The following is a 25437-nucleotide window of genomic DNA, read 5'->3' as shown; positions in this document are numbered from 1 at the left end:
ATAAATGTGACAAAATTAATAACAATTGTGCAATCTTGAACAAAGTTTGAACAACCTTAAAATTAGCTTAAACTGCGCCACTACAGTGATCTTTATCATACCTTTAAGTAGTTGTAACAATTTGATCACACATATTTAACTTGTTCGCCATTTTTAAGGTCTTTTTTAGCTTAATATACAAAATATGTATTTTGCATTATGGGTAAGTAGTTCTTACTATAGATACAGGTTAAGTAGTAAGCCCGTTAATGAACGGCGAATGAAAAGTAGTATTGAAGGAAGGAGTTCTATATGAAAAAAAAGGGACCGTTATACGCTTTGTTTCTAAGCCTGATCCTTCTCCTGCCGGGATGCAGTTCACTCACTGTTCTGAATCCTAAGGGGCCGTCTGCAAGGACGTTATCGGACACCATCATTCTCTCCATTGTTGTGATGCTTGGTGTTCTGGCAGTTGTCTACATCTTATATATCTTTGTACTGGTGAAATACCGGGCGAAGAAGAGTAACGAGGGTTACATTCCTGAACACGAGGAGGGCAACAAGGTACTTGAAGCGATCTGGATTATTATCCCGATCATTATCGTCGCCTTCTTGTCAGTTGTAACCGTCAAGACAACTACCGAGGTTGAGAACGTGGCCGCGGATTACAAAGATCAGACACCGCTGGTCATTTACGCATCATCCTCCAACTGGAAGTGGCATTTCAGCTATCCGGAGGAAGGCATTGAAACGGTTAACTACGTGAATATGCCTGTGCATCGTGCAGTTGAATTCAGAATGTACTCATTCGGCACCATTACCAGCTTATGGATTCCACAGCTTGCCGGACAAAAGTACGCCATGAGCGACATGCTCACCACGCTTCACCTTTCTGCTGATACCGAAGGCTCTTATATCGGAAAGAATGCCAACTTCAGCGGTAAAGGCTTTGCCCACATGGAATTTGAAGCCCTTGTTATGAGCAACAAGGATTATGACGAATGGGTGAATGACGTTAAGGAAACCGCGCCAGAGCTTACAGAGGATGAATTCAAAAGCCTGCTTGCCACGGACTTCCTCGGACGCAAAACCTATTCCTCGACCCATTTGGAGTTCAGTCCTCCCCCTGGAGACCACAGTGAACACATGAGTGGTGACGGAAGTGAGATGGATATGGACAACGGCAGTGAAGAGCATCAGGATAACAAAGAGATCCACCCTTCTCCTGAGCCGTCCAGTGGAACCGAATTTGACAGCGAACCTGATCCGGAAGTCGAACAGCCGCTGCCAAGCTCACCCGTAGATGCCGAGACTCATGATGGCAACTAGCTCTGCAAGAGCTTAATGTAACACACTGAAAGGAGCCACCCTAATGGATTTAGACAAATTTAAGGTTCACGGCGAACCCTTGATATACGGAGCCATGGTCAGCATCGCACTTGCCACCATCGGGATTCTCGTCGGGCTTACCTATTTCAAGAAATGGGGATACCTCTGGCGTGAATGGCTTACTACTGTAGATCACAAAAAAATCGGTGTCATGTATATCCTCGCGGCGCTGCTCATGCTGTTCCGCGGCGGTGTGGACGCGATGATGATGCGTCTGCAGACGGCAGCGCCGGAAATGAAATTCCTCGATGCCCAGCATTACAATGAGGTATTTACCACGCATGGCCTAATCATGATCCTGTTCATGGCCATGCCGTTCATCATCGGTCTGATGAATGTGATCATTCCGCTGCAGATCGGCGCGCGTGATGTCGCGTTCCCGCGGCTTAACGCCGTCAGCTTCTGGCTCTTCTTCATGGGGGCCATGCTGCTGAACATTTCCTTCGTTATCGGCGGATCGCCGGATGCCGGATGGTCAGCCTACTTCCCGCTGGCGAGTCTTGAATTCAGCCCGACGGTCGGTAACAACTACTACTCTCTGGCCCTGCAGATTTCCGGTATCGGTACTCTGATTACAGGGGTCAACTTTATCGTTACGATTCTCAAGATGCGCGCACCGGGCATGAAGCTGATGAAGATGCCGATGTTCACCTGGTCCGTACTGATCACCAATGTCATTATCGTCTTCGCCTTCCCGGTACTTACTGTTGCGCTTGCGCTGATGATGTTCGACCGCCTGTTCGGCTCCCAGTTCTTCACGATGGCCAACGGCGGGATGGATATGCTCTGGGCCAATCTGTTCTGGGTATGGGGTCATCCTGAGGTCTATATCGTTATTCTGCCGGCCTTCGGTATTTATAGCGAAATTATCGCCACCTTCTCCAAAAAGAACCTGTACGGATATACCTCAATGGTATTCAGTATGCTGATTATCTCGCTCCTGTCCTTCCTCGTATGGGCTCACCATTTCTATACGATGGGTCAAGGCGCCATGGTCAACAGCTTCTTCTCGATTACCACGATGGCCATTGCCGTTCCTACAGGAGTTAAGATATTTAACTGGCTGTTCACCCTGCGAAAAGGCAGGATTACCTTCACAACGCCAATGCTGTATACGCTCGCCTTTATTCCGATTTTCACCATCGGCGGGGTAACGGGTGTCATGCTCGCAATGGCCAGTGCCGATTACCAGTATCACAACACGATGTTCCTGGTGGCGCATTTCCACTATGTGCTCATTCCGGGTGCCGTGTTCGCCGTCATCGCCGGGTTCCATTACTGGTTCCCTAAAGTGTTCGGCTTCCGCCTGAATGAACGGCTCGGTAAGCATTCCTTCTGGTGGATCGTGATATCCTTCAACGTAACCTTCTTCCCGCTGTTCTTCCTGGGTCTGATGGGAATGACACGCCGGACGTATACCTATTCCGAGGAATCAGGCTTTGGCCCGCTGAACATGCTGTCCTTCGTAGGGGCAGTCGGGCTGGCTATCGGGTTCCTGCTGCTGGTCTACAATATTTACTGGAGCACACGTTATATGCCTAGAGACACAACAAGTGATCCATGGGATGGACGGACACTCGAATGGGCTACGCATAGCCCGATGCCGGTCTACAACTTCGCAATTGTCCCTACTGTGCAGACCCGTGATGCCTTGTGGTCCGCGAAGCAGGACAATATCCCGCTCTATGACGACAAAAAAATTACCAAGATCCATATGCCAAGCAATACCGGCAAGCCGTTCATACTGGGCGTGATCTTCTTCATCCTGGGATTCTCCCTGGTATTCAGCTTATGGATTCCGGCCATCCTCTCAGGTATCGGTGTCATTGTAATGCTGGCCTTCATGTCCTTCGACCGGGATCACGGCTACTATATTTCGGCTGAAGAGGTTATCGCTACAGAAAAGAAATTGAAGCGGGGTGAGACTGTATGAAAATAGATGCGTCCAAGCCGCTCGAATATTCAACGGAAGAGAACAGTAACAAGATCTTCGGCTTCTGGGTCTTTCTCGGAGCTGAAATCCCTCTCTTCGCTACATTGTTTACAGTATATTTCGTAATGGTTAACCGCTTTGCCAGCGGCCCGAGTGCCAGCGAGCTGTTCAAAATTGGCCCTGTGCTGATCGAGACCTTCCTGCTGCTGTCGAGCTCCTTCACGATCGGCCTTGCCATCCATGCCATGCGGCATGGCTACAAGAAAGCGATGATGGTCTTCATGGCCATCACGCTGCTTATGGGTCTCGGCTTTATCGGTATTGAAATCGACGAGTTCTTCACTTACGTGCACGAGGGCGCTACCCTGCAAACCAGCGGTTTCCTCTCCAGTCTGTTCGTACTGCTCGGAACGCATGGTGCCCACGTCAGCTTCGGCTTCCTGTGGGGAGCGGGAATTATGATTCAGCTGTGGCGCCATGGCATTACACCAGCCACCGCCAACAAGGCTTTTATCTTCTCCCTGTTCTGGCATTTCCTGGACGTTGTCTGGATCTTTATCTTCAGCTTCGTCTACCTGAAAGGACTGATGTGACATGATGAAGCAACTGTTCCCAATTCGCCATGTGATGGGTTATCTGGCCTCTCTGGTCCTTTCTGCCGCTGCGCTGATTGTCATCTACGGAGATCTCTCCTCCGGGGCCAATATGGCTGTGCTGCTGATTACAGCGCTTATCCAGGCTTCTCTGCAGCTGTTTGTATTCATGCACATCGGGGAATCGGCCGACTCCAAGAAAGAGCTGTACATCAACATCGCCTACGCACTGTTCGTGGGTCTGGTTACCATCTTCGGCACCCTGTTCATCTTCGTGTGGGGCTGGTACTCTTAACCTTTATGAGGGGCAGGAATGCCCCTTCTACGCAGCATAATAAAAGCGGTCCGTTTCCGGTATGTTCCGGGACGGGCCGCTTTTTTGGTGCAAATCATGAATTAATATTGATGTGGTCGTAACTGCGGTGAATGTTTGAACTTCCCCTCCGTCACTTCCATCTTGTATTGTCTATTCAAGTTCGAAAGCTAAATAAAATCTAATCCTTCAACTGCACCACACTACTGCTGCTCTGATCTCCACTCCATTCGGTATACGCCAGCTGTTTGCCCGAAGGGCTCCAGGAGGACGTCAGATTCCCTGTAGCGTCTGCAACCTTGATAGACTTACCTGATTCCAGATCGTAGACATAAAGAGCAGCAGATGCTGTACCGTTCCCGTCAGCTGACGTGCTGTAGGCAATCATCCGCTGGTCTGGAGACCAGGAAACACCGCCAAGCTCCGTGCCTTCCACGATAATCTTCTGATTGCCCCCGTCTGTATCAGTGAGGAGCAGCGCTTGTGCGGAATCCTTATATTGCAGGACCAGCAGCCGGTCTCCGTCCGGTGAAGGAATTACGCTGCCAACATGATCAATTTTCAAGGCGGCCTTTTCCTTGGTATTCAGATCGAAGGTTTGCAGCGATTCGCCGGAATTGGAGGTGTAATAAATCTTATCTTTGATTTGCCGGACAACAACCAGGCCTTCGCCGCTTAATCCCTCCACAGCCCCAATCTTACCGGAAGTACTTGCTGTAAAAGCACCGCCGCTGTATGCAGGCCCTATAACGGTGTCGTCATCCGCCCACCGGGCGCTCATAGCGCCTGCAATATCATCGCCCGTGATGCTGAAGGTCTTCTTCGACCCTAAATCCATCACATAGTAGACCGGATCGCCTAATGAGAATTCGCTATACAGCAGAAATCTGTTATCGGATGACAAAACAGCATCGCCCAGGAACACATTTTCCTGTTCCTTGATCAATTCAAATTCTTTGGTATCCAGGTGGTAGAAATACAGGCTTTTGGGATAGGAATCCGCCAGCTCCTCCAGACTCATTTTACCCAGCTTGTCGTTTTCTTTGGACACCACAACCGTATCTTCGTCCATCCAGTCGGAGATAACTATATCCTCATAATGCCCGATCTCCCCCGCCGTTACCGATGGCCCGGCTGCTTCCCGGGTTGGTTCAGCAGATTTGGCTGGTTCAGCCGTCTGGACAGGTTCGGTTGGTGTAACAACGCCCGCTGTACTATTACCGGGCTCTTGAGCAATTGCATTTCCGTCCTGCTCTGCACTGCAGGCAATAAGTGTCATCATTAATACCGGAACTATTGCCAGTTTGTATGTCGGGGTTCTCATCCTATGGATCTCCTCCTTGATTTCAGGTTCATAACCGGAAATGAACAACAATTTATGGAATCGCGTTATAGGTATCCTTCCTTACTAATACCCGTAAACTGTTCCCCGGCAACATTAAAGACGTGGCCAGGAAGCCGTATGTTGCACGATTCTGCCTGCTGCTGCAAGGCCGGAGGACTTAAATATTGCAAAAAAAGCCTGGTTCAGCTGCGGATAACCGGGAACTCCCCTGCTATCTTTAGCCAAACCAGGCTGTGTTACTTCCTATAGCTTGAACCGGGCCAGATGCTTCTGCAGATCCTCGGCCAAGGTGGCCAGGTACTGGGCAGATGAGGACATCTCCCCCATTGCGGTAAGCTGCTGCTCACTCGCTGCGCTTGTATCCTGAACATCACCGGCGCCTTTACGCGAGATTTCATCCACCTGAGCCATCGCCTGGGCTACGCCCTCCGATTCCTGCGCGACATGTCCGATAACCTCCGTAATCAATTCCATCTGCTCGCTGGCTGCTTGAATAGAAGTCTGAATCTCAGCGAATGCAGCTGATACCACTTCGCTCTGCGCTACTCCATGGGAGACAATACCGGAGCCCAGTTCCATCGATTCCACTGCGCTTTCAGTTTGCTGGCGGATATGGGTAATAATCTCCGTAATCTGCAGTGAGCTTCTTCCGGTAGCTTCCGCCAGCTTGCGGATTTCACCCGCAACTACAGCGAAGCCCCGTCCATGTTCTCCCGCCCTGGCCGCTTCAATCGAGGCGTTCAGCGACAGAAGATTGGTCTGTTCTGCAATCTCATTGATGGTTGTGATGATTGTGTTGATCTCTTCGGACAGGCTGCCCAGACTGCTGACAATACTCCGGCTCGCCGATACACTGGTATCAATCTCCCGCATTTGGGCAAGAATCCGTTCAACCGCATCTACGCCCCTGTCTGTTGAAGAGGCGGCCTGTGCCATCAGGCCATTCATTTCATTACCGCTGTGCCGGGCTTCAGAAATATCATTAGTCATCGTCCGGACAGACCGGGCGGTCCGGGCAATGCTCTCAGCCTGTACATCGAATCCGGCAGCGATGTCGCTTGAGGTCTCGGCGATCATCTGGGAAGCATGCGCCGTCTGTTCCGCACTGGCGCTCATCTCCTCTGAGGAAGCCGACAGAATCTCGGCACTCTCGGAAACTCCGCGCATCATATTCTGGAGGCCTTCCAGCATCGTATTAAACGAAGTATTAATCTGGCCGATCTCATCCTTCGACTGGTAGGAGGCGGCGGCGGTCAGATCACCATCCTCTGCCCGCTTCATCAGCCGCTGCAATTCTCTGAGCGGTTTCGTAATTAACCGGGTAATCAGGAGGCTGATCACAATACTCAGAACCCAGGCAACGGTAATCAGAATGCCGCTTAAGGTGATGGAGTTCTTGGCGCTTGCTACAGTCTCTTTATTATGCGCGGATGCATCCTGTACAAGCAGGGCCGCAGTATCCTCAAGCAGGTTAACCATAGTCCGGCGTGATTCACTGAACGCCCCGCCCGAGAACACCTGATACCCTTCATCATTCAGATTATTGTCGGCAAGATGGATGATATTATCACGCTGGGAGCGGTAGTCCGGCAGAAGCAGCAGATACTCGTTGATATTAGCCGCGATTTTGTCATTGCTGAACTCAACAGTCTTGAGCTGTGCTAGAAGTTCATTGTTCGTATTGATATTCGTTTCAATAGCCGCCTTAAGCTCCTCACTCTTGGCATCATCCCTGGTAATGAGATCCTCGAGCAGAAAAGACTCGATCGCCCGGTTATTCCCGCGGATCTCCGTAATGAGATATATCGGCAGTAAATTCTGATTGTATGTTTCCTGGGACCTGTCAGCCATTCTGCTGGTAGTCATAATGCCTGTTGTGCCAATGCCTATCAGCAGAATCACAATCACTACAATCAGCAAAGCCATTTTATGCTTGATCTTTAGATGTCTCATTTCCTATATCCCGCCTTCTCGATATCTTGCTGTAACCATATTTATCGGAGAATTAGGCCAAAATGTTGATAATACATTGAAATTTATGTCGAAAAATGAAAAATAAAATCGATTTATTGTGAACAAAGACCTATATCCAGTTTTTCACTCTTGAAGCAACCCATATTTCTTACGAAATCTCTCCAGCACTTTAGTCCATCCCCCGGCCAGAATAGCCAGAAAGAAGACATTGGACAAGGCATGGGCCAGGTCGAAATAAAAACCGGCCCCGTATGTGGCTGCCACAAGCCCCCAGCTGAATGCGTCCGGAAGACTGATAATGACCCAGACATTCATAATCCATCCGAAAAGGAACCCCCAGATAAAGCCGAAAATTAAGAGTCCCGTCCGGCTCCTCATCCAGCGGGTATTCCGCAGCCAGCCTGCCGTAAGTCCGGTCATCCCCCAGGCGAACATCTGCCATGGCGTCCAGGGACCCTGCCCGAAGTAGATATTAGAGACCAGCGCAGCTACCGCCCCGATGACGAACCCCGCTTCTGCCCCAAAGACATAAGCTGACAGAATGACAACGGCAGACACGGGCTTAACACCCGGTAATGCGGCAAAAGGTATACGGCTGACCGCAGCAATGGCCGATAATACGGCCAGCAGCACCAGCTCACGGGACTCCAGCTGGCGGCGCTCCAGACGGAGAAACAGCGGGAGCAGCGCAGCCAGCAGCAGCACCAGGCTGAGCAGTACATAATGACGGTCTTTCAGCGCCGCGGTGAGCGCGATGCCGGCCACAAATAATCCCAGTGCAATCAGGAGCGGTGCGCGGAACCAGACCATGTTCGAATCACATCCTCCATTGTCAGTGCCTGCGGCAGTATGTCACGGACCATACGGTTGACTGCCGTAGTATAGAAATAATTACTGCTGAAGAACTCTGCCGGCGTCCCTTCCGCTGTTATGCTGCCGTCAAACAGCAGCGCACAGCGGGAAGCATGCTTAGCGGCAAACTCCACATCATGCGTTACGATCAGTATACTTGCCCCTTGCCCGCGCAATTGCTGGAGCAGGGCAGCCAGCCTGTCCTTGGCTGCCGGGTCGAGTCCCTTGGTTGGCTCATCCAGCAGCAGAACCTCCGGCTTCAGCAGCATCATCATGGCAAGTGCTGTCTGCTGCTGCTGCCCGCCGCTGAGATCATGCGGATGACTCTTCAGCACCCCGCGGAGCTGGAAGACTTCCAGCAGAGCATCTATTTCCCGCCCGGCTTCTTCCGTGGATAACCCGGCATACTGCGCCATATGCTGCAATTCCTCTATAACAGTATCATAGCTGAAATAGAGCAGCGGATTCTGGGCCAGAAGCCCGGTTGTAATCCCTTTGGACAATTCGGCCCTGCCGCGCTGCGGCTTCATCAGGCCGCCCAGTACATGCAGCAGTGTCGACTTCCCGGCACCGTTCCCGCCCATAACCGCCAGAAGCTCTCCCCGCTTCAGCGCAAGCGTGAGCTTCCTCAGCACCTCCTGGCCTTCCTTGTCATAGCGGAAGGTAACCTCCCGGCAGCTGAGCAGTGTCTCTGCGGAAGACGCAGGCAGTTTCACGGGCGATTCATCTTTCCTCGCCTGGCTGAAGGGATTAGGCGGGTAAGCAGCGGGCTCAGCGACTGCTTTGCCGGGAGCGGCTGTACCCGAAGCTGCAGCAGATTCTTCACGGGAGACAGTAGCAGGTAATCCTGCGCCGGGATTAGCGGCCGGATTATTTCGAATGACAGTAGCGCATACTCCAGCCTCTGTCACAACAGAAGCTCCCGCTGCCTTGGAATGCAGCAGCCAGCGTTTGCCCTCGCGTACGGTCAGCGGAATATTCTCCGGCGCGGCTGTTCGCGCTTCCGTTGACAGCGCCAGATATAACCGCGAAGCTGCCGGAAGATAAGCCTGACGCGAAGCGAGTGATGCGCTGCCGGCTTGCTGAACGAAAGCACGCGGGCTTGCGTCTGCCAGCAGTCTGCCACCTTCCAGCATCAGCACACGGTCAGCCAGCGGCAGCACCTCCTCCAGCCGGTGCTCGCTGATGATCACCGTCACCGACATTTCCTCGTTCAGCCGTTGCAGTGCCATAATGAATTCACGGGCAGCTACAGGATCAAGCTGTGAGGTCGGTTCATCCAGCAGCAGCACTTTGGGCTGAAGCAGCAGCACCGAGGCCAGATTGAGCATCTGCTTTTGTCCGCCGGAGAGCTCATGCACGGATTTGTAGAGCAGCGGCTCCAGTCCGAATAATGCGCAGATCTCAGCCAGCCGGGTCCGCATCACTGCAGGCGGTATTCCCAGATTCTCCATGGAGAACGCAAGCTCATGCCAGACGGTATCCATCACGATTTGCGCGTCCGGATTCTGGAAGACCATTCCGATCTCGCCGGCCGCAACGGCTGCGGGAAGCTCTGACAGCAGCTCCCCTTTATATGTCAGGTGTCCGCTGAACGTACCTACCGGAGCAAGCTCCCGTTTCAGATGGCGCAGCAGTGTGGTTTTGCCGCCGCCTGACGGGCCGCAGAGCACTACGAATTCGCCTTCTTCTATTGTGAACGAGAGCTCATGGAGCGAGTCTCTATCTTCTTCAGGATAGCGGAAGGATACTTGTTCCGCTTGGAGGATCTCCATAACCATTTCTCCTTTCCTTCCAGACCCGCAGGGATCAGTACGAACAGGCTGAAGCTGCCGTACATCACAGCATCCGGCCAGCCGAAATCCATTCTCTTCATGCGGGGATAAATCTCCAGTGTGCCGTATCCCTGCAGCCAGTACAGCAGGGCAATCATACCGCTGGCCGTAAGTACCAGCAGAATCAGCTTATCCAGCCGATCCGGCTTGTATATGCTGTATGTGCTGCGTTTGGCTACGCCGTAGCCGCGGGCCGTCATCGAATCTCCGGTCTGCAGCGCTTCCTCCAGCGACCAGGTGAGCAGCACCTTCAGCAGGGTCATGCCGTCTTTCATCCGCTTGCGCAGGCTTCCCGTGCGGACATCCACCCCGCGCAGGCGCTGAATCAGGGTAATCTGGCGCAGCCGGCGCTGAAACAAAGGAACGAACCTAATAGCCATCAGCGTCAGCAGTGCCGTTCTGGGTGCAGCCGCAGCGAACAGATACATGAATTTATCCGTCGTTACCGTGTAATTGTATGAAATGAACCAGATGAAGATTGTCAGCAGTACAGTCATCATTATAAGCCCGTACAGCACAGCCTCCAGTGTAATCGGCTGGTCCAGCCAATAGAAGAGAATATGTGCCCCCCTGTGCGAGAACAGCGGATTCAGCACCGCGACAGAGCCCGCCATCAGCAGCATAAAAGGCAGACCGCGCAGCAGCAGCCTCCCCTGGCCTTGCAGCAGCAGCAACGCCAGCAGGCCTGCTATCTCCGTAACCAGGAACAACGGATGAAGCCCCAGCAGGGCGAACAGCAGCAGTCCGGCATAATACAGCAGGGCTACCGCAGGATGCATGGACCGGAAGCCGCTGTTCATGGTGCCGCAGCTCCGATATCCTTACCAAGATCAAGCGTATACAGCCACTCAATCGTATCGCCGGGATTCACAATCCAGCTGCCGGAAGCCTTGGACGGAAATTCACCGTTCACCTTGTACATCCAGCCGCTCTCCGCCCCATGATCATATTCGTACAGATTATCTATACCTTCCACATAGGCAAAGGTTTTGCTGCCCTGATACTCCATCTGAATCTTGTGCTTGCGGGTAATCCGCTTCAGCAGCTCCAGCGCAGTCTCATTCTTCTCTATTTCATAGGCGGCCGTTGACAGAATAACACCATGCTCCTTATCTCCTGTGATGGAGAGAGTCACCGTATTCACCGGTGCCGCGGTGGCCGCCGGACGCGGAGCGGCGGATGATGCTGCTGCAGCCGGCTGCTTCGTGGCGGCGGCGGGCTTGCCGGTGGCCGCCGGGGTTTGCTCGGCGGGCTTGCCGGTAGCCGCCGGGGCTTTCACGGCGGGACTGCCCGTAGCCGCCGAGGCTTGCTCGGCGGCGCTGCCCGTGGCCGCCGGGGCTTGCTCGGCGGCGCTGCCCGTAGCCGCCGGAGCTTGCTCGGCGGCGCCGGTGTGGCCGGGCGCCGGCGCGGTTGCAGCCGGCGCTGAAGCTGCCATGCCGTCCGCCGTGGCGGAGGGTATGGCAGTGCCCTCAGGCCGCGGCGTCTGCGCGGCCTGGGAACCGGCGGGCGGCACAAGCCCGCCGCCTGCGGAATCCGGCTGCGCCTGGGAGCAGCCGGCCAGCAGCAGTACACTCAGAAGCAGGAGCAGCGGATACAGCCTTGCCCTTACTGGTTTCAATAGACTGAACATTACCTTAAGCACCTCCACAAAAGGGAAAAGAACGGGGGCAGTCAGCCTGTTCCCCGTTCCATCCATACACCTTATGATCTCTTAGTATGACATATACAAACTAATCCTGAGCCAAACACAGCCCCCAGCCCCTCTTGGCTGCCGAGCATCCAATTCCGCAACCCGCAGGAGCTTCTCCATCAGCAGCCAGCAGCGTAAGCACTGGCTGGCATCACTATCAGTTTCATTAACACTAGCTTTATTAATAGCATTAGCTCTGGCCCCATTAGCACTAGCTCATTTGCATCATTAGCCCTAACTCCACTAGCAATAGCTTCATCAGCTTCATTAGCTCTAGCTCCACTAACAATAGCTTCATTTGCCTTATTCGCTTTAATAAGCATTTTAAATCATCGCCTCAATCCGGGAAAGCATGCCTTCCCGGGCGAAACTCCGCAAAATATCCCTCCACCGGAACAGCAATTGGATTTTTAACACTTATTTAGCCTATACAGACTTCACTGCCGATCTTAGTTGGATTAATGACACTTAATTCTGCCCATACCCGGGTCATTCGTTAATTCAAGCGAGATTAAGTGTTGTTTTTCCAACTACGTCGCCATACCGAGAGATTTACCGGGAATTAGGTGGCATTTTTCCACTTATATATCCCGCCCGCCGCCTCCCGCACGTTCGCTTAGGCTGCTCGATGCAAAATCTTGCAGAGAATACAACTTAGCTTCCTAGATACTTAGGTATTCGGATAGATTGTTGTATGAAATACAAGAATTATCCCGCTACACCGCTTGTTGGAGGAGGAATGCTGCCTTTTGTACAACAATTTTCAAATATAGCCGATATCCTGGTGAAAATGTTGTACTATGTGCAGGATTTATAAAAAGCAATCCGCTTCGCCCATCCTCTTTGCCTAAGGCAGCCTAACAGCCACCGCAGCGGCCATTTCTCTGGTTACAGCTGCGGAAGGAGCGAATTCGCTGCCGGTACCGCTCATAATCCCAAGTCCGGTTACTGTGCGCACCGCTGTTAATGCGTAGCTGCTGATCTGGTCTTCGTCGGTGAATTTCCCGGTGCCGGCCGCTGCCGAAGCTTCATCCAGCTTCAGGGCTCTCAAGATCATTACAGCCATATCCTGGCGGGTAACCAGGCCGTCCGGTTTGAAGGCTGTGCCTGTTACTCCGCTGACAATACCCAGTTCCTTCGCTTTATTCACTGCTCCATAATACCACGCATTAGCCTTAACATCACTGAAACTCTGGGCTGACGATGCCGCAGACGGCTCGTTGCCGGTCAATCTCAGCAGCAGCGCCGCAAATTCAGCACGGGTAATATTCTGCTTCGGTGCAAACACGAGGCTGCTCTCACTGACGCCGCTCATCAGCTTGCGGTCATAGGCCGTATATACGGATTCCAGCGCCCAAGGTGAAATTAACTTCGCATCGGTAAAAGCAGCACGGTCAGCCGCAGCAGAAGCCACGGTCAGCGGCTGCGAATAGCGGACTACTGCAGGTGTGCTGTCTTTAAGATATCCGGTAATTGTAATCGTATATTTATTCGCTGTCAGGCCTCCGGCAATAACAGCCGAACCCGCAGCATCCGTAACAGCAGTTTTACCGCCGATAGCTACTTGCACCCCTGAAGCCGGTGAGGATACCGGGTCGGAAGTAAAGGTCGCTTCATTCCACACCCACTGCTTTTGCGTCACTTTTACAGTAATATCTTGTCCAGGCTGCGGCTGTGCAGGGGAGACCGTCACAGACTCTACCACCTGTGTGTTATCCCCGCCATAATAGACGAGTACACGGTCATTCTCTGCAAGAAGGAAATCGCCCATGCCCACACTTGGATAAATCCACGCTCCACCGCGCGCTACAACATACATCCATCCGTCATAGCCGCCAAAAGCACCCGCAGTCACGCCGCCGATTCCCGTCACGTAATTGCCCGCTTCATTGACCAGGGCCACCTTCTTCGCCGCTGCTGTCTTCTCCAGCGCATGAAGTACATTGCCAGCATACACAGTGCCTTCTGCCAGGGTTCCGTTAGGGCCTTCAATGGCAACGGACACATTCACCTGAGGATTCTTCACAGGCACACTGCTGAGATCATAGAGCCTGCCGCCTGCGCTGAACAGATTGTAAGCTGCCAGTGCTTCCAGCGCCTGCTCTGTGGAGAGCTGATTGTAGCTTCCGCCTGCCGTATGAGCGAACCCGCCACCCGCTGCACTGAAGCTCAGAAGTTTGCTGACAAGGTTCACATTGCCTACAGTATACTCTGCTCCCGCCGGGTCAATGCCAAAGGAAGACAGACCAATAATAGCTTGAGCGACACTTTCACTGCTGTCGCCATAGCCGCCGTTCTTATCCTGTGCGGTCGCCAGCCAGGCTGCTGCACGCTGTCCGGCGGTATTGGCTGCCGGATCATACTTATGTCCTGCCAGCACTGTAAGCACCATCGCCGTCATGTCCGGATCACTTGCACCCGTAGTCAGGGTGAAGCCGCCGTCCGTGTTCTGCTTGGCCAGAATCTCAGCCAGCAGTTTAGCCGGTGTCCATTTGGCATTGTCAGGCATAGTATAAGTTCCGGAATCGAGCGCCAGTAGTACGTAGGCAGCATTGTTCAGCGTCTGGCCGGTGATTTTATCGTTATTATAGAGCTTCTCAATCAGGTTGTAGCCGGCAACATCAGCCGGATTCCCGCCAAGCGCCCTAACCGCAAGCGTAATCCGCGCATAGTCCGTAGCTCTGGCGAACCCCCCCTTGGCTTCGGCTACTTTACTCTCAAGCGCCTTTAAATAACTATCCGGAACCTTGTAGCCCGCCTGGGCAAGGCCGATAGCCTGCCAGTCGGACTGTACCCCGTTCTTCAGCACAAACTCCGCAGTAGCATAGACTGCATCAGCTACACTAACAGCTGCGGCATTCGTGCTCAACTGGGCAGCTGCCGTATCACTCTGGGCAAAAGCCTGTCCCGCCGGAGCTACAGCCGCTCCCAGCACCGCGAACATCATGATTACGATCAGACCCAGCCGGATAAACTTGGATGATAGATTGTTCTTCATTGCTTGACCTCTTTCTTTGAATAGAATGGAATAGATTAGATGAGTCCTGCGTCCTCCGCGGATGCGGCGGCAACATAAAGACCGCCCTGTAAAGGGCGGCCGGGGAAGGTTACAATACATGCGGCTGATGCGAGGCTTTCCTCTGCACAGCCATCTGCTTTTATTTGCACCTGCTTCCGCATTCTCACCCCCGAAGAATAGAAACAACAACGAAAAAGGCAGGTCTCCTGGCTTACGCTTCATCACTTCCCCCGCCTTCCCGTCCAATCAACAGACAGTGGCTTCCCGGGAGTCGCTCCGCATTTACAGTGGCGGGACCGCGCCGGACTTACACCGGCCTTCCCTTTTAAGCAGATTACAGACGAAGAACCAGCGTGCCCGTCTATTGCAAGACAGTGCCTGTTTCTACGGAAATCCGCACCTTTTTCCAAAGCTTATTAAATTTTAATATTCACAAACAATCATATCTACTATTCCCCTGTATGTCTATAGACAAGCTGTTTCAATTGTATGCAGCCCTGCCCCTTCAGCATGCAAAAAAATCCTGAGCAACACCCGCCGCATTCTCCCGGCATATCGTGCTGTTCAGGACCTCATATAATGCTTCTTCTGCTTCCGGCGAGCGTCAGCAGCCGGTTGATTGTACTATGTACAACAGAATGGGAATAAAAGGGGGGTGATAATCCATTCTGCTGTATTTAATACAATTGATTTCCGAAGGGACCCTTATAGGCTCTGAAATCCGGAAATCTAATGTACCAAATACAATAGAATGCGAAATAGGGCCCTCTATTCCTGATTTGAGTGTACAAAGTACAATGACCTCTCTGCCGCCTTAGCCACCGCACAATTGAAGAATGCCAGAGCTATCTTCGCATCCGGCTTTCCCGGATTCAGGACCTCCTCGTTACCGTCCTTAATTCAGGGCATCGTTATTTCAGGCCAGATCCTAATCCGCCGCCTTCATTCAGCAGCCTTGTCTGCATCCGTGTCCGGGCTGGCGGAAGGAGCAGGCTCGGTGCCGGGTGTAGTCTCTGGAGTACTGCTTGGGGGACTCCCCAGAGTGTCCCCCAGACTACCCTGGAGCTTCAGTGTATAGCTTCCGGCGGTGATCACATCACCTACGGCCAGCTTCGCGCCCGGCTCCAGCTCCACTGTCACTTCATATACGCGCGCAGGTGTCCCTGCGCCCGATGCACCCGCTGCCGGGGAGGCTTCGGCTGCATCCCCACTCGCGCCGCCATCATTCCCGGCTCCTGCCTCACCAGTGCCGCCATCAACCCCGGCGGCCTGGCAACTGCTCACAGTTGCCGCAACCTTGTAAGTGTCTGCAACGTTATTACCGGACATCACGATGATCTCCGCCGGCTTGAAGTCGGAGCATTCCGCCGCAGCGGCAAAGCTGAACACCAGCTTGACGCCTGCTTCCGCGCTGCTTGCATCCCCTTCGCCTTCAGCCCCGCCAGCATTTCCGTTGCCTTCCGTCCCGCCGCTTTCACCCCCGCCAGCATTCCCGGTGCCTTCCGTTCCGCCAGCATTCCCGGCGCCATCTGTTTCACCGCCTTCAGTCCCGCTGCCCGTCCCGGCACCTGCCACCCCGCCCGCCAGCCGCACAGAGACTGGGGCTTGTTCTTGTCCGTCCGCATTGTGGATATCGCCACGAATCGGGCTCACAGTCGGCTGCGGCGCTGCGGTATCCGCATCCGGCCGCAGCAAGCTAATAGCGATGATCGCAACAATCAGCACGACCCCGAGCACCGTGCCGGAGATCAGGATTTGAAATCGGCTGCGGCTGACCCACCGCGCCAGCGGTGAAGCCAGCTGGGAGCGGGCTTCATTGTAGACATTCTGCATAGCAGGCGTCGCGGCCGAACTATAGCTTTTGCGGAAATCGCGGTTCTTGAACGCCTCACGGTCGTTCTTCAGGAAATACTTCAGCACCGCCCGCCGGTAATTCGGCCACAGCTTCTTGCTGGAGATGGTGAACAGCCGGTTATGCTGCGACCAGGCCAGGAAACGGTAGACCGTATCCTTATCACCGCCGGCCTTGCGCGCCACCAGATCCAGCAGCGCATCGTAATCAAGCGGACCGCCCTCACGTTCACTGCTGTGGTAGAAGGCCAGCGGCAGCCGTTCGAACGGCTCGATGCTCCGCGACTCCTTCAGCCAGCGCCCCCCGAGCAGCTGTACGTCATCCAGCTCCCGTGGAGACAGCCCGGCGAAAATCTCCTCGTCCGGCTTCTCCTCACCGAACCAGCGGTACGCAGCGCGCAGGGCATTCGCTTTACGCTTAGCAATTGCATCCAGCGGCGGCTGCCAGTCCGCCGTATCCCGGTAGCGCAGGAACGCAATCTCCAGCAGCTGCTCCTGTGTCAGCTCATCCAGCGAGATCCGGTTCAGCAGGAACCGGTCCGCAGCCGTTCCCAGCTCCTGCAGCAGGGACAATGCTTCTGGATGTACTCCGCTGCCTTTACGGCGTTCCTTCTCTGCTTTCTGCACCGACTCATGAACCGCTGCTACCGCCGCCACCGGATCATTGTCCCGCTGCAGCTTCTCCAGCAGATATTCCTTGACGGTATCGCGCACGAAAGCCTGCTGAAGCGCCTCCGGAAGGAAACGGCCCCAATGCGCGACGAACCGCAGAATATCCGCCGATTTCGGCGCGGCAGCCAGCCGGGTTTCCATATAAGGCTCCAGCAACGCTTTGCGGAAGATAGGCTGGGCCAGCACTCTTTTGAAGAATGCCGCACTAAGCTCATCGTTGCCCTCAATAATACCGTAAGCGGCAGCAAGCGCATCCTCACGTCCTGCCGACTGGCAGTTCAGCATCCCGTTGATGAAGTAATCCACAATTTTGACCCGGTAATTATGGCCCGGCAGCGCAAAATACTCCTTGAACCATTCCAGAATCTCCGGCGACGGAATCCCTTTTTTGCGGATCAGATCATACTCACGGTCGAACCGCTCCAGGAACATATCATTCAGCCGCACCCGGGATTCCAGCGCCCCTTCAGGCTTCAGATAGTGCAGCAGCCCGCCGAGCACAGCATTCTTGTTCTCTGTATATAATTCTTCATTGCCTTGCTCAATCTCATAAAAGACAGCCAGCTCATTGTAGAGTGCCAGCGACAGCTTGCGGTCCACACTCTCCCCAAGCAGCAGAGAGTCGGCGAATCTGGCGAAATCACTGAGAGTCCCGCCCTTTTGCCCAAGTAGCTTCCAGGCCAGGTCTGCATATGTCTGCCGGGACTCCCCGAAATCGGCATTCAGAATCCGCGCGCCTGCCAGATCAAAAATATAATCCTTCTCAATACTCCGGTCACCCGGGCGCAGCGAGCCCTTCTCCACAAAGGTCAGGTGAATATATTTGCGGCTCTGCGGCTCTTTGGCATAAGTGATCACTCCCAGCCTGCGGCGGAAGTCATGCGGCAAAGAAGCATAGATGACCTCCGTCAGCTCCACCGCACGCCGCGACAACTCACTTACCGGCACATCCAGCGCCACATAAATCTTCTTCTTCCCGGCTACGGACAGCATAACCGCCTGCAGCAGGGCTTTGAACAGCTGTTCTGTGAAACCGAGACTGCCTAGCACAGTCAGCGGGTCAGCTGCCCCTTCACGCGGCTCCACCGGGATATCTGCCAGTTCAGGCAATGTCCCTCCCGGCTCTCCCTCATAACTCCGGGCGAAGCCGGCATGCAGCCATTCCCCGTACCCCTCCACAATCTCCTCTGAGCGGATAGGCGGCACCACGAAATTATGGGCAAAAAAAGCGCTCCGCTGCCCCGTGAAATCCGCCGCCAGATAACGGTTCAGCCCAATTACTGTCTCGTTGCTCTCCGTATGGAACAGATGCAGCGCGGCAGGATATAGCTCCTCATCCTTCTCACCTTGTGCCGCGAGCTCGGCTGGAGCATCGTAGAGGCAGAAGGGGTGCAGAATTTTTTTGACAAAATTATTGTCGAGACTCTCCGATTTCGCTACCGTATCGAATCCCTCTGTCGCCCGGTAAACGCCGCGGCGCTCGCGCGTATACATCTGCTGGGTGATCATGGACCCTGAAAATCTGTTCACGGCCCGTCGCTCCCCTCAATATAGTTCAGCTTGTGCAGCAGCCAGATAAACGGCTCGTCCACACGGATCGGACTGACTACACCTTCCACCTTCTGATTGACCGGATTGCTGCCCAGCGCGGATACCGCGAAATAACCGGTGTTGGCAAAATACACATCCATCGTGTCCTTGAACGGACGGTCAACCTTGCTGATGAACCGGCGGATCTCTCCGTCGATGTTGTGGAACTCGTCCATATTCAGCGTGTTGCGGTGCACATAATTGTTGAACACATTGCTGTTAGATTTGATGTAATCGCCGTCTTCATCCTTGAGTGAGTGCAGCATGTCGCTTTTGGCCAGAACAATGGCCGTTGGAATATTGGTTTTGCTCTTCTCCTGATAAGCGATGAAGTCGCCGAACATCGTCAGCACCACATCACGCGGCTCATCATACTGCGACACCCACTCGCCCGGACGGTCGCCGAAGTTGATGCGGATCTTCTCGCGGATGGAGCGGATCTGCAGCGGATCGACCATAAACAGAATGCCCGCAGAGTTCTTGATATGCTGGCCGTGCAGGCCCAGATAATCCTGATCGACCATCCCTTCACCGGCAACATCGAAGAACACCAGCGTCAGCGGGGGCTTGGATTCATCCTTGAACACGAACTGGAAAATGAACGGCTCCTGCATCTTCTCCTTCTGGGTAGACGCGAGCAGATCTCCCCGCTCGAACAGCGGCTCTTCGTACAGTGTGCGGAATTTGCGGCTGATCTCGGCATTCAGCGGCATACAGGCCGCGTCAAAATGCCCCGCTGTCGTATGCTGCAGCGTATGGATCAGCGAGGTCATATACACAGACTTCCCTACCTGGGAAGCACCGATAATCGAGATAATATTGCTCGGCACCTTGCCGGCCGTTACGGGCAGCTCGTTATGACAGGACGGACATAGCCGTCTTCGGGTCAGCACGCCATAGCGGTCGGTGATTCCGGTCAGCACATGGTCCGTATAATGATGATACTCCTCCGGAATATCCGCCGGATTCAGAATCGCTTCCATATCGTCTACCGTATCCAGGCCGAAGCGCTCACGGTACTTATTCAGCAGGTCATCTTCGCCCAGCGCATAATTCTCATCATCCTCACGGCTGTGCATGGCCCGGAATACCACTTCCTCCGGCTCAAAGCGGGAGAAGCAGTACGGGCAGACGATATCATAATACAGCGGTCTTGCCGGGGGCTGATTCTTCTTCATGAAACGGCTAAAAAAAGACATTTCTCATCCTCCTCAAAGTTTTGCTGCAGCAGCTCATGAATAGGAGCGGCTGACAAAACTGACTACGAAAGCTTAATCTCAAAGTTTGGTCGCAGCAGCTCAACGAATGAGTTGCTGACAAAACTGGTATCGCACGCAATTGCTTCTATATTTGTGAGCGGGCTGGCCCAACCGTCCAGCCCGCTTCGTCTTTCACTCTGCAATTCACTAGCATTCCGTCTGTACACGAATCTTGCTGCCCAATATAACTGCACTTTGTACAGCTATATTACCGATCCCGCCCGCTTGCGTCCGAATAGCTGCATTTCGTGCAACTATACCGGAGCAAACAGTATGATTGGAGGCTTTTCCCGGGATATAGATGTACAAAATACAATTAAACACCCGGTGCGGCAGAAATCATCTACTTTAATTGTATGAAATACAGTTATTCAGCATCCGGCTGAGCTCCGCGCTCCAACTGTTATTCCTTACACCTTGCCGGCCCGTTCATTCCGGCACCAGCTCATAATATAAACCGTACTTCCGGCCGTCCGTGAAAAAGATCCGGATGAAGTCGTCTTTGCCGACCTCAATCGGCGGAAGCTGATTTCGTCCCGGGGCGAAATCCTGCACGAAGGGGAAGAGCGCCCCATCCTCTTTGGAGGCCGGATGGCCATCCCGCTTCTTAACGTAGCAGAGTACTTCCTTCGGCACCGGTACCTCAGCGGTGATCGTCATGTGCACGGTCTTCAGCTTGCTGAACAGGCTTTTTTTGTGCTGGACGGAATAATAGATTCTCGCTTTGCCCGCGCTGACCACTGTCTTGTTGGCACCGTCACGCTGGCGCACCAGCAGCGTCTCCCCGTTCCCGGCCAGCCGGGCATAAATGGTATACGCCACCAGCCCGATCTCATCCAGCCGGTCGCGGAATCCGTTGTTCGCTTTGTATTCTTCACGTGTGTAGAGCTTCATGCCGGAAGGCGGTTGCTCCCCGTCCTCCGGTGCCTCCGCAGAGGCTTTATGAATACATACCGCCTGCACGCCATCCGGCCAGCGCCACCGCAGCGTGCAGAACCGGTCCTCCACTCTGGATACCACTTCGGCTATAACCGGCGCACCAGAATCAACCTCGGCGTACTTCATGGCAACATGCTCCTTTCATTAGGTAACCATCAGACTCAGAATCCCTTACTGCCGCGGTTGCGGCGCGGTGAATGGAAGCCATCCGCAGGCGTGGCCGCAGCTCCGGCAGCTCTTCCCCTGCGGGACAGGCGTCCTTCCCCTACAGGTACTACATAAGTAAACAATGTAAGAATAGCAACGAGCACCAGCAATGCCAGCAGGCGGATCATCGGGTCTGTAACCGTATCCCCGTTAAGACCGAATTCGAGAATTAATCCGGCAGCGAGCCCGGATAATGCGCCTCCGAAGCTGAAGCTGCGGGCGAGGTGGCGGTTATCGAATACAATGCCAAGCCCGAGGCCCAGTGCGGTGCCAATCAGGATCAATGCCAGAACCCGCACTACAGCATAATAAGGACTGTCCGCTGCCCTATCGCTGCGCTCCGTGAGCAGGGTCCGGTCTCCCAGACGGTCATAGATTTGCTGGAATACCTCCCCAAGACGGTTCGCATCCGTAACGTCATAATACTGGCCGCCTGTCACTCTGGCGATATCCTGCAGCAGATAAGAGCCTGATGGATCACTCAGGGCAAGCCCGATGGTATTAACCGCAATACTGCGGTCCACAAATGCTGTCAGTTCCGTAGAAGTATCAAACTGGCTGAAGCCGTCGGATAAAAGAATGACCATCGCCCCACGGTCCGCCCCGTCTTCATTGATCACATTCATCGCTTCTGTAAGCGCACCGCTGATATCCGTTCCGCCCTCGGTAGTCTCCAGGCTGCTGATTACGTCCGACACCTTCTGGCGGTTCTCCGCCTTGGAGAGCGAGATCAGCGGCTGGACTACGGAAGCCTCATGGCTGAAGGTGACCACGGCCACCTTGTTGTCCTCATCCAGCTGCTGCACCAGAGCTCTGGCTGCTTCGTAGCGGCTGTTATTAGGGTCGCTCTCCAGCATGCTGCCGGAATCATCGATGACCATGATGACATTCTTGACCGGCTTGATGCCGCCAAAGTTCAGCTCATATACGAACTCGGTCAGCGTACCCATGCCGAACAGCAATACTACAGCCAGCGGAAGCATCTTCCAGGAGGTTCCGAGATAACGGAGCTTCCAGGATTGCCCGTTCAGCTTGGGCGAGATCGTCTCTGCAACCACGCTGCCCGCCAGGACACCCAGCGCGACAATGGCAAAATAGATCCCAACCAGTACAATGGACGGCAGGTCATAGGGCCTGCGGTCCAGCAGCAGCTCGCCAAGCACGAAAGCCACTCCGCCGCCCAGCAGACTGAAGAGGAGCAGGAGGAGATTGATTTTACGCTGCATTAATATTCATCCTTTCCGGAAAAACTTAATAATAATGCGCTTGAAACCGGCGCTGTGGTGCTGGAGTTTCAACTGCAGGGTGAATAGGCTGCTAATTCTATTCTGATGCATTCTGTACAACAGATTGCCGGAAAAGGAGGCTAAAATTCCATTCTATTGCACTTTCTGCAGCAGAATGAGAGAACATTGTCCTAATTCTCTGAGTTAGCCCGATTCTGTTGCACTAAATACAATAGAACCCATTTTCCGGACAAATCAGGACCCATCTATTGTACTGTTTGCAGTAGATTAGCTGCAGCGAAGCCGATGCTTGCCCTGTCCCGCCGCTTCCTCTGTACAATTCTCATCTCATCTCCGGCAACTGCTCCTCAGCAAGTCCGTGCAGCGCATAGCCGTTACCCGCATAAGTCTCATAATATACCTTGCCGTTGCGGTAATAGAGCAGGTCCTCCAGATGGAAGCCGCCCATCAGATTCAGCTTCTCCACTCCGCTCCTGCGCTGCTCATGCACGAAGCCCAAGCGGTAGATGCGGGTGGTCTCGTCAGCACTGAAGGCGTAGCGCAGGAATTCGGAAGCACTGTCGCCGAAGAAGTATTTCTCCTCATGCCGGTGCTCCTGCGTATATTCAAACAGGCGGACATTCATCGCCGCCTCTTCTTCGAGACTGCGGTAGAGCTGCTTGAACAGCTCCTCCTTGGAGACAATGCCCCGGTTCTCGTAGGCAGCCGCGACATTGGCACGCCGCAGCAGCTCTTCCTCGAACGGAAGCGTGAACGGCCCTGCCGTCAGCAGCTCCCGGCGGCAGACTTCGATCAGCCGCTCCGCGACAGCATCGCCGCCACGGCGCAGCAGCTCCGAGAGGCTGCCCATAAACCGCTCACTGAAGAAGATATCGCCGCCGCGCCGCGTCTCAATATCCCTCATAACCTCTTCTGTCACGCTGCGGTAATATTCCATGATGTTCTGATCCACAGTTTCCTTACTGCGGCCTATGCTGGCTACTGCCAGGCTCTGCAGCTCTTCCTCCAGCGCTTCCATCGCTACGACCTTGGCTCTGCTGTCCGCGTGCAGCTGCTCAAGCGCCGCATCATAGCGGAGGCAGAGGGCAAGCTCGCTTTCGAGCCGCAGAATCTCATATTTCTTACCATATACGGTATCGAATAAATAATGAATGAAATTACGCACAGTCCGTTTATCCAGCAGCGGCACCCGCTGGAACGGCTGGCGCTCCACGCTCTCCGCATAGAGGCGCTCCAGCTCCTCCTGCGCAGAGAGCAGCGCCGAACGCAGCCCGCCCATATGCTGGCGCAGGGCGTGAAGCACGCTGCCTCCGCCCTCTGCCAGTTCAGCGGTCCATTCTGCGAGCTGGTAGAAGGTCACCGGCGGAGCCGCCTGCTCCTCGGCGGCCAGAACGCCGGCCCATTCGCGCGCAGGGTCGATCGCCGCAGTCCTTCTTGCGGACACATCTGCAAAATTGCTGCGGAAATAGGCCTGCCCGCCTTCACCGAAGAGCAGCTCCTCGGCTTCGCGCAGCGACAGCGCCCTGAGCTCCGAGTAGGACGGGCGTCCATGGCTCATCAGCCCGGTCATCTCCGCGAGGCCGGTTTCATCCGGCAGGAGTTCTGCCGCGCGGGCACGCAGGGAGTCGGCTCCGAGGCCAAACAGCGCCTGCCGCTCCTTAAGGCTCCGGGTATTGCCTGCACGCATTCTGGCGGCCAGATAATGCAGGGCATGATAGAGCACCGCCAGCGCAATCTGCCGGTTCGGCCTGCGTACCGCCGAGAAACCGGCTGAAGCGTAGCCTTGTCTGCCCGTGCTGCCCCGGATGCCGCTTTTGAAGGTCATATTATTGTAGCCGCCGTGCCCGGAAGCATGGTCAGCCGCAGGCCGGACACGGTTCTTCAGCAGGCTGATGTGGGCAATAATCTCATAATTGTCGTCCATTCCATGGACGGACATGAGTCCGCGCTCGTTCTTGTCGGAGAGCAGATAGACCAGATCGAACAGCGCGGAAGGACCGTGGGCCACGGGGATGGACAGCCCCTCTTCCGTGACCAGGAGCGGAGCGCTTAAGGCGTAGTCTGCCGCCTGCATCCCGTCCAGCTCACGCAGAAAAGCCAGCCCTACCGAGCTGGAATAGCCAAAGTTATCCCCTTGCTCCCGCTCGTTGATCAACGCATACAGGTCGGTCTGCACCGACTTGAACGACTGGCTGAGGATGGCACGGGCCAGCAGGGCAACCTCCGGCAGCAGCACATTAAGCGGGTCATCGACCCGCGTAACGATGGACAGATGGATGACGTCAAAAGACGAATAGAGCCGTCCATAATCCGCTATGGTGTTGCTTAACTGGCGCAGCGTCCGGTTCATCCCGGCCAGGTACTGGCTGTCCTCATGAAATTCACGGTACAGCTCCCGCCGGACCGTCCGGGGATCACGGCCCGCCGTGTTTGGCAGGGCCATGTGCAACACGCGTTCATGAACGCTGCTGTTACCGCTGCCGATCCATCCCTTGATTCCATCCTTCTCCTGCGTACTGCCGCTGCCGCTGGGAGAACCCGCGTGCAGCGCCATGACACCGCCTGCATTGTCCCACTTCCGCTCGCAGCGCTCCAGCACCGGACCGATGGCCGGGGTCACCTTGTCGCCGAGGAACAGAAACAGAGCGGGGTAATGGATGCTGCTGCGCCCATCCCCCTTGCTATGCTGTGCTTCCTCCTGCGCAGCGTACTGCTCTGCATATTGTATGGCCTGATCTCTGATCATAGGC

Annotated in this window: 17 protein-coding genes and 1 riboswitch; of the genes, 4 read left to right on the top strand and 13 right to left on the bottom strand. The window is 54.4% G+C overall.

The window, feature by feature from the left end; genetic code table 11:
• Positions 1-291 precede the first annotated feature (291 nt).
• Genes qoxA through qoxD form a run of 4 tightly spaced genes read left to right on the top strand, consistent with a single transcriptional unit; the run spans position 292 to position 4189 of the window.
• Complete coding sequence (gene qoxA / locus PBOR_RS05050) at positions 292-1308, top strand: cytochrome aa3 quinol oxidase subunit II (RefSeq protein WP_042210751.1); 1017 nt, start codon at positions 292-294, stop codon at positions 1306-1308.
• A 43-nt stretch (positions 1309-1351) separates the two neighbouring features.
• Entirely contained in the window at positions 1352-3301 is a 1950-nt protein-coding gene (qoxB, locus tag PBOR_RS05045; RefSeq protein ID WP_042133883.1) for a cytochrome aa3 quinol oxidase subunit I, read from the top strand.
• Complete coding sequence (gene qoxC / locus PBOR_RS05040; protein WP_042133881.1) at positions 3298-3894, top strand: cytochrome aa3 quinol oxidase subunit III; 597 nt, start codon at positions 3298-3300, stop codon at positions 3892-3894. Before qoxB ends, qoxC begins: the two co-directional genes overlap by 4 nt.
• Before the next feature lies 1 nt (position 3895).
• The gene (gene qoxD, locus PBOR_RS05035; RefSeq protein ID WP_039302907.1) at positions 3896-4189 is read left to right on the top strand and encodes a cytochrome aa3 quinol oxidase subunit IV; all 294 of its coding nucleotides are present in this window, start codon (positions 3896-3898) and stop codon (positions 4187-4189) included.
• A 199-nt stretch (positions 4190-4388) separates the two neighbouring features.
• Here qoxD and PBOR_RS05030 read toward each other — a convergent pair whose 3' ends face one another.
• The 13 genes from PBOR_RS05030 to PBOR_RS04970 form a co-directional block, all read right to left on the bottom strand.
• The gene (locus PBOR_RS05030) at positions 4389-5531 is read right to left on the bottom strand and encodes a hypothetical protein (RefSeq protein ID WP_042210750.1); all 1143 of its coding nucleotides are present in this window, start codon (positions 5529-5531) and stop codon (positions 4389-4391) included.
• A 264-nt stretch (positions 5532-5795) separates the two neighbouring features.
• The gene (locus tag PBOR_RS05025) at positions 5796-7505 is read right to left on the bottom strand and encodes a methyl-accepting chemotaxis protein (RefSeq protein WP_042210749.1); all 1710 of its coding nucleotides are present in this window, start codon (positions 7503-7505) and stop codon (positions 5796-5798) included.
• 144 nt (positions 7506-7649) lie between these two features.
• The gene (locus PBOR_RS05020; protein WP_042210748.1) at positions 7650-8336 is read right to left on the bottom strand and encodes an ECF transporter S component; all 687 of its coding nucleotides are present in this window, start codon (positions 8334-8336) and stop codon (positions 7650-7652) included.
• Positions 8309-10153, bottom strand: coding sequence for an ABC transporter ATP-binding protein (locus PBOR_RS05015; protein WP_042210747.1), 1845 nt, complete (start codon positions 10151-10153; stop codon positions 8309-8311). Before PBOR_RS05015 ends, PBOR_RS05020 begins: the two co-directional genes overlap by 28 nt.
• Positions 10069-11013, bottom strand: a complete 945-nt coding sequence (locus PBOR_RS05010) for an energy-coupling factor transporter transmembrane component T (RefSeq protein ID WP_052429338.1) — start codon at positions 11011-11013, stop codon at positions 10069-10071. The genes PBOR_RS05015 and PBOR_RS05010 overlap by 85 nt, the downstream gene beginning before the upstream one ends.
• Positions 11010-11843, bottom strand: coding sequence for a DUF4430 domain-containing protein (locus tag PBOR_RS05005; protein WP_042218938.1), 834 nt, complete (start codon positions 11841-11843; stop codon positions 11010-11012). The genes PBOR_RS05010 and PBOR_RS05005 overlap by 4 nt, the downstream gene beginning before the upstream one ends.
• Before the next feature lie 179 nt (positions 11844-12022).
• Complete coding sequence (locus PBOR_RS05000) at positions 12023-12226, bottom strand: hypothetical protein (protein WP_042210746.1); 204 nt, start codon at positions 12224-12226, stop codon at positions 12023-12025.
• A 524-nt stretch (positions 12227-12750) separates the two neighbouring features.
• A complete protein-coding gene (locus tag PBOR_RS35260) occupies positions 12751-14901 on the bottom strand; it encodes an S-layer homology domain-containing protein (RefSeq protein ID WP_052429336.1) in 2151 nt (716 codons plus the stop codon).
• A gap of 200 nt (positions 14902-15101) precedes the next feature.
• A riboswitch (cobalamin riboswitch) is annotated at positions 15102-15293 on the bottom strand.
• Between the two features lie 571 nt (positions 15294-15864).
• Positions 15865-18975: a GAP1-N2 domain-containing protein gene (locus PBOR_RS04990; protein ID WP_052429335.1), complete on the bottom strand. Its 3111-nt coding sequence runs from the start codon at positions 18973-18975 to the stop codon at positions 15865-15867.
• Positions 18972-20234, bottom strand: a complete 1263-nt coding sequence (locus PBOR_RS04985; RefSeq protein ID WP_042210745.1) for a hypothetical protein — start codon at positions 20232-20234, stop codon at positions 18972-18974. Before PBOR_RS04985 ends, PBOR_RS04990 begins: the two co-directional genes overlap by 4 nt.
• A gap of 489 nt (positions 20235-20723) precedes the next feature.
• On the bottom strand, positions 20724-21359 hold the full coding sequence (locus tag PBOR_RS04980; RefSeq protein WP_042210744.1) for a hypothetical protein: 636 nt from the start codon (positions 21357-21359) through the stop codon (positions 20724-20726).
• Between the two features lie 35 nt (positions 21360-21394).
• The gene (locus PBOR_RS04975) at positions 21395-22666 is read right to left on the bottom strand and encodes a vWA domain-containing protein (RefSeq protein WP_042210743.1); all 1272 of its coding nucleotides are present in this window, start codon (positions 22664-22666) and stop codon (positions 21395-21397) included.
• A 343-nt stretch (positions 22667-23009) separates the two neighbouring features.
• Positions 23010-25433 carry an FtsZ/tubulin family protein gene (locus PBOR_RS04970; RefSeq protein ID WP_052429334.1) on the bottom strand — a complete coding sequence of 808 codons (2424 nt, stop codon included), beginning with the start codon at positions 25431-25433 and terminating at the stop codon, positions 23010-23012.
• Between the last annotated feature and the right edge of the window lie 4 nt (positions 25434-25437).

The sequence above is a fragment of the Paenibacillus borealis genome (assembly GCF_000758665.1).
Taxonomy (GTDB): Bacteria; Bacillota; Bacilli; order Paenibacillales; family Paenibacillaceae; genus Paenibacillus_AQ; species Paenibacillus_AQ borealis.
This window is presented reverse-complemented; position numbering and strand designations above follow the sequence as displayed.

What these genes read in the sequence shown, in the direction of transcription:
- qoxA (WP_042210751.1), top strand. Translation starts at nt 292, where the DNA reads ATGAAAAAAAAGGGACCGTTATACGCTTTGTTTCTAAGCCTGATCCTT.
- qoxB (WP_042133883.1), top strand. Translation starts at nt 1,352, where the DNA reads ATGGATTTAGACAAATTTAAGGTTCACGGCGAACCCTTGATATACGGA.
- qoxC (WP_042133881.1), top strand. Translation starts at nt 3,298, where the DNA reads ATGAAAATAGATGCGTCCAAGCCGCTCGAATATTCAACGGAAGAGAAC.
- qoxD (WP_039302907.1), top strand. Translation starts at nt 3,896, where the DNA reads ATGATGAAGCAACTGTTCCCAATTCGCCATGTGATGGGTTATCTGGCC.
- PBOR_RS05030 (WP_042210750.1), bottom strand. Translation starts at nt 5,531, where the DNA reads ATGAGAACCCCGACATACAAACTGGCAATAGTTCCGGTATTAATGATG.
- PBOR_RS05025 (WP_042210749.1), bottom strand. Translation starts at nt 7,505, where the DNA reads ATGAGACATCTAAAGATCAAGCATAAAATGGCTTTGCTGATTGTAGTG.
- PBOR_RS05020 (WP_042210748.1), bottom strand. Translation starts at nt 8,336, where the DNA reads ATGGTCTGGTTCCGCGCACCGCTCCTGATTGCACTGGGATTATTTGTG.
- PBOR_RS05015 (WP_042210747.1), bottom strand. Translation starts at nt 10,153, where the DNA reads ATGGAGATCCTCCAAGCGGAACAAGTATCCTTCCGCTATCCTGAAGAA.
- PBOR_RS05010 (WP_052429338.1), bottom strand. Translation starts at nt 11,013, where the DNA reads ATGAACAGCGGCTTCCGGTCCATGCATCCTGCGGTAGCCCTGCTGTAT.
- PBOR_RS05005 (WP_042218938.1), bottom strand. Translation starts at nt 11,843, where the DNA reads ATGTTCAGTCTATTGAAACCAGTAAGGGCAAGGCTGTATCCGCTGCTC.
- PBOR_RS05000 (WP_042210746.1), bottom strand. Translation starts at nt 12,226, where the DNA reads ATGCTTATTAAAGCGAATAAGGCAAATGAAGCTATTGTTAGTGGAGCT.
- PBOR_RS35260 (WP_052429336.1), bottom strand. Translation starts at nt 14,901, where the DNA reads ATGAAGAACAATCTATCATCCAAGTTTATCCGGCTGGGTCTGATCGTA.
- PBOR_RS04985 (WP_042210745.1), bottom strand. Translation starts at nt 20,234, where the DNA reads ATGTCTTTTTTTAGCCGTTTCATGAAGAAGAATCAGCCCCCGGCAAGA.
- PBOR_RS04980 (WP_042210744.1), bottom strand. Translation starts at nt 21,359, where the DNA reads ATGAAGTACGCCGAGGTTGATTCTGGTGCGCCGGTTATAGCCGAAGTG.
- PBOR_RS04975 (WP_042210743.1), bottom strand. Translation starts at nt 22,666, where the DNA reads ATGCAGCGTAAAATCAATCTCCTCCTGCTCCTCTTCAGTCTGCTGGGC.
- PBOR_RS04970 (WP_052429334.1), bottom strand. Translation starts at nt 25,433, where the DNA reads ATGATCAGAGATCAGGCCATACAATATGCAGAGCAGTACGCTGCGCAG.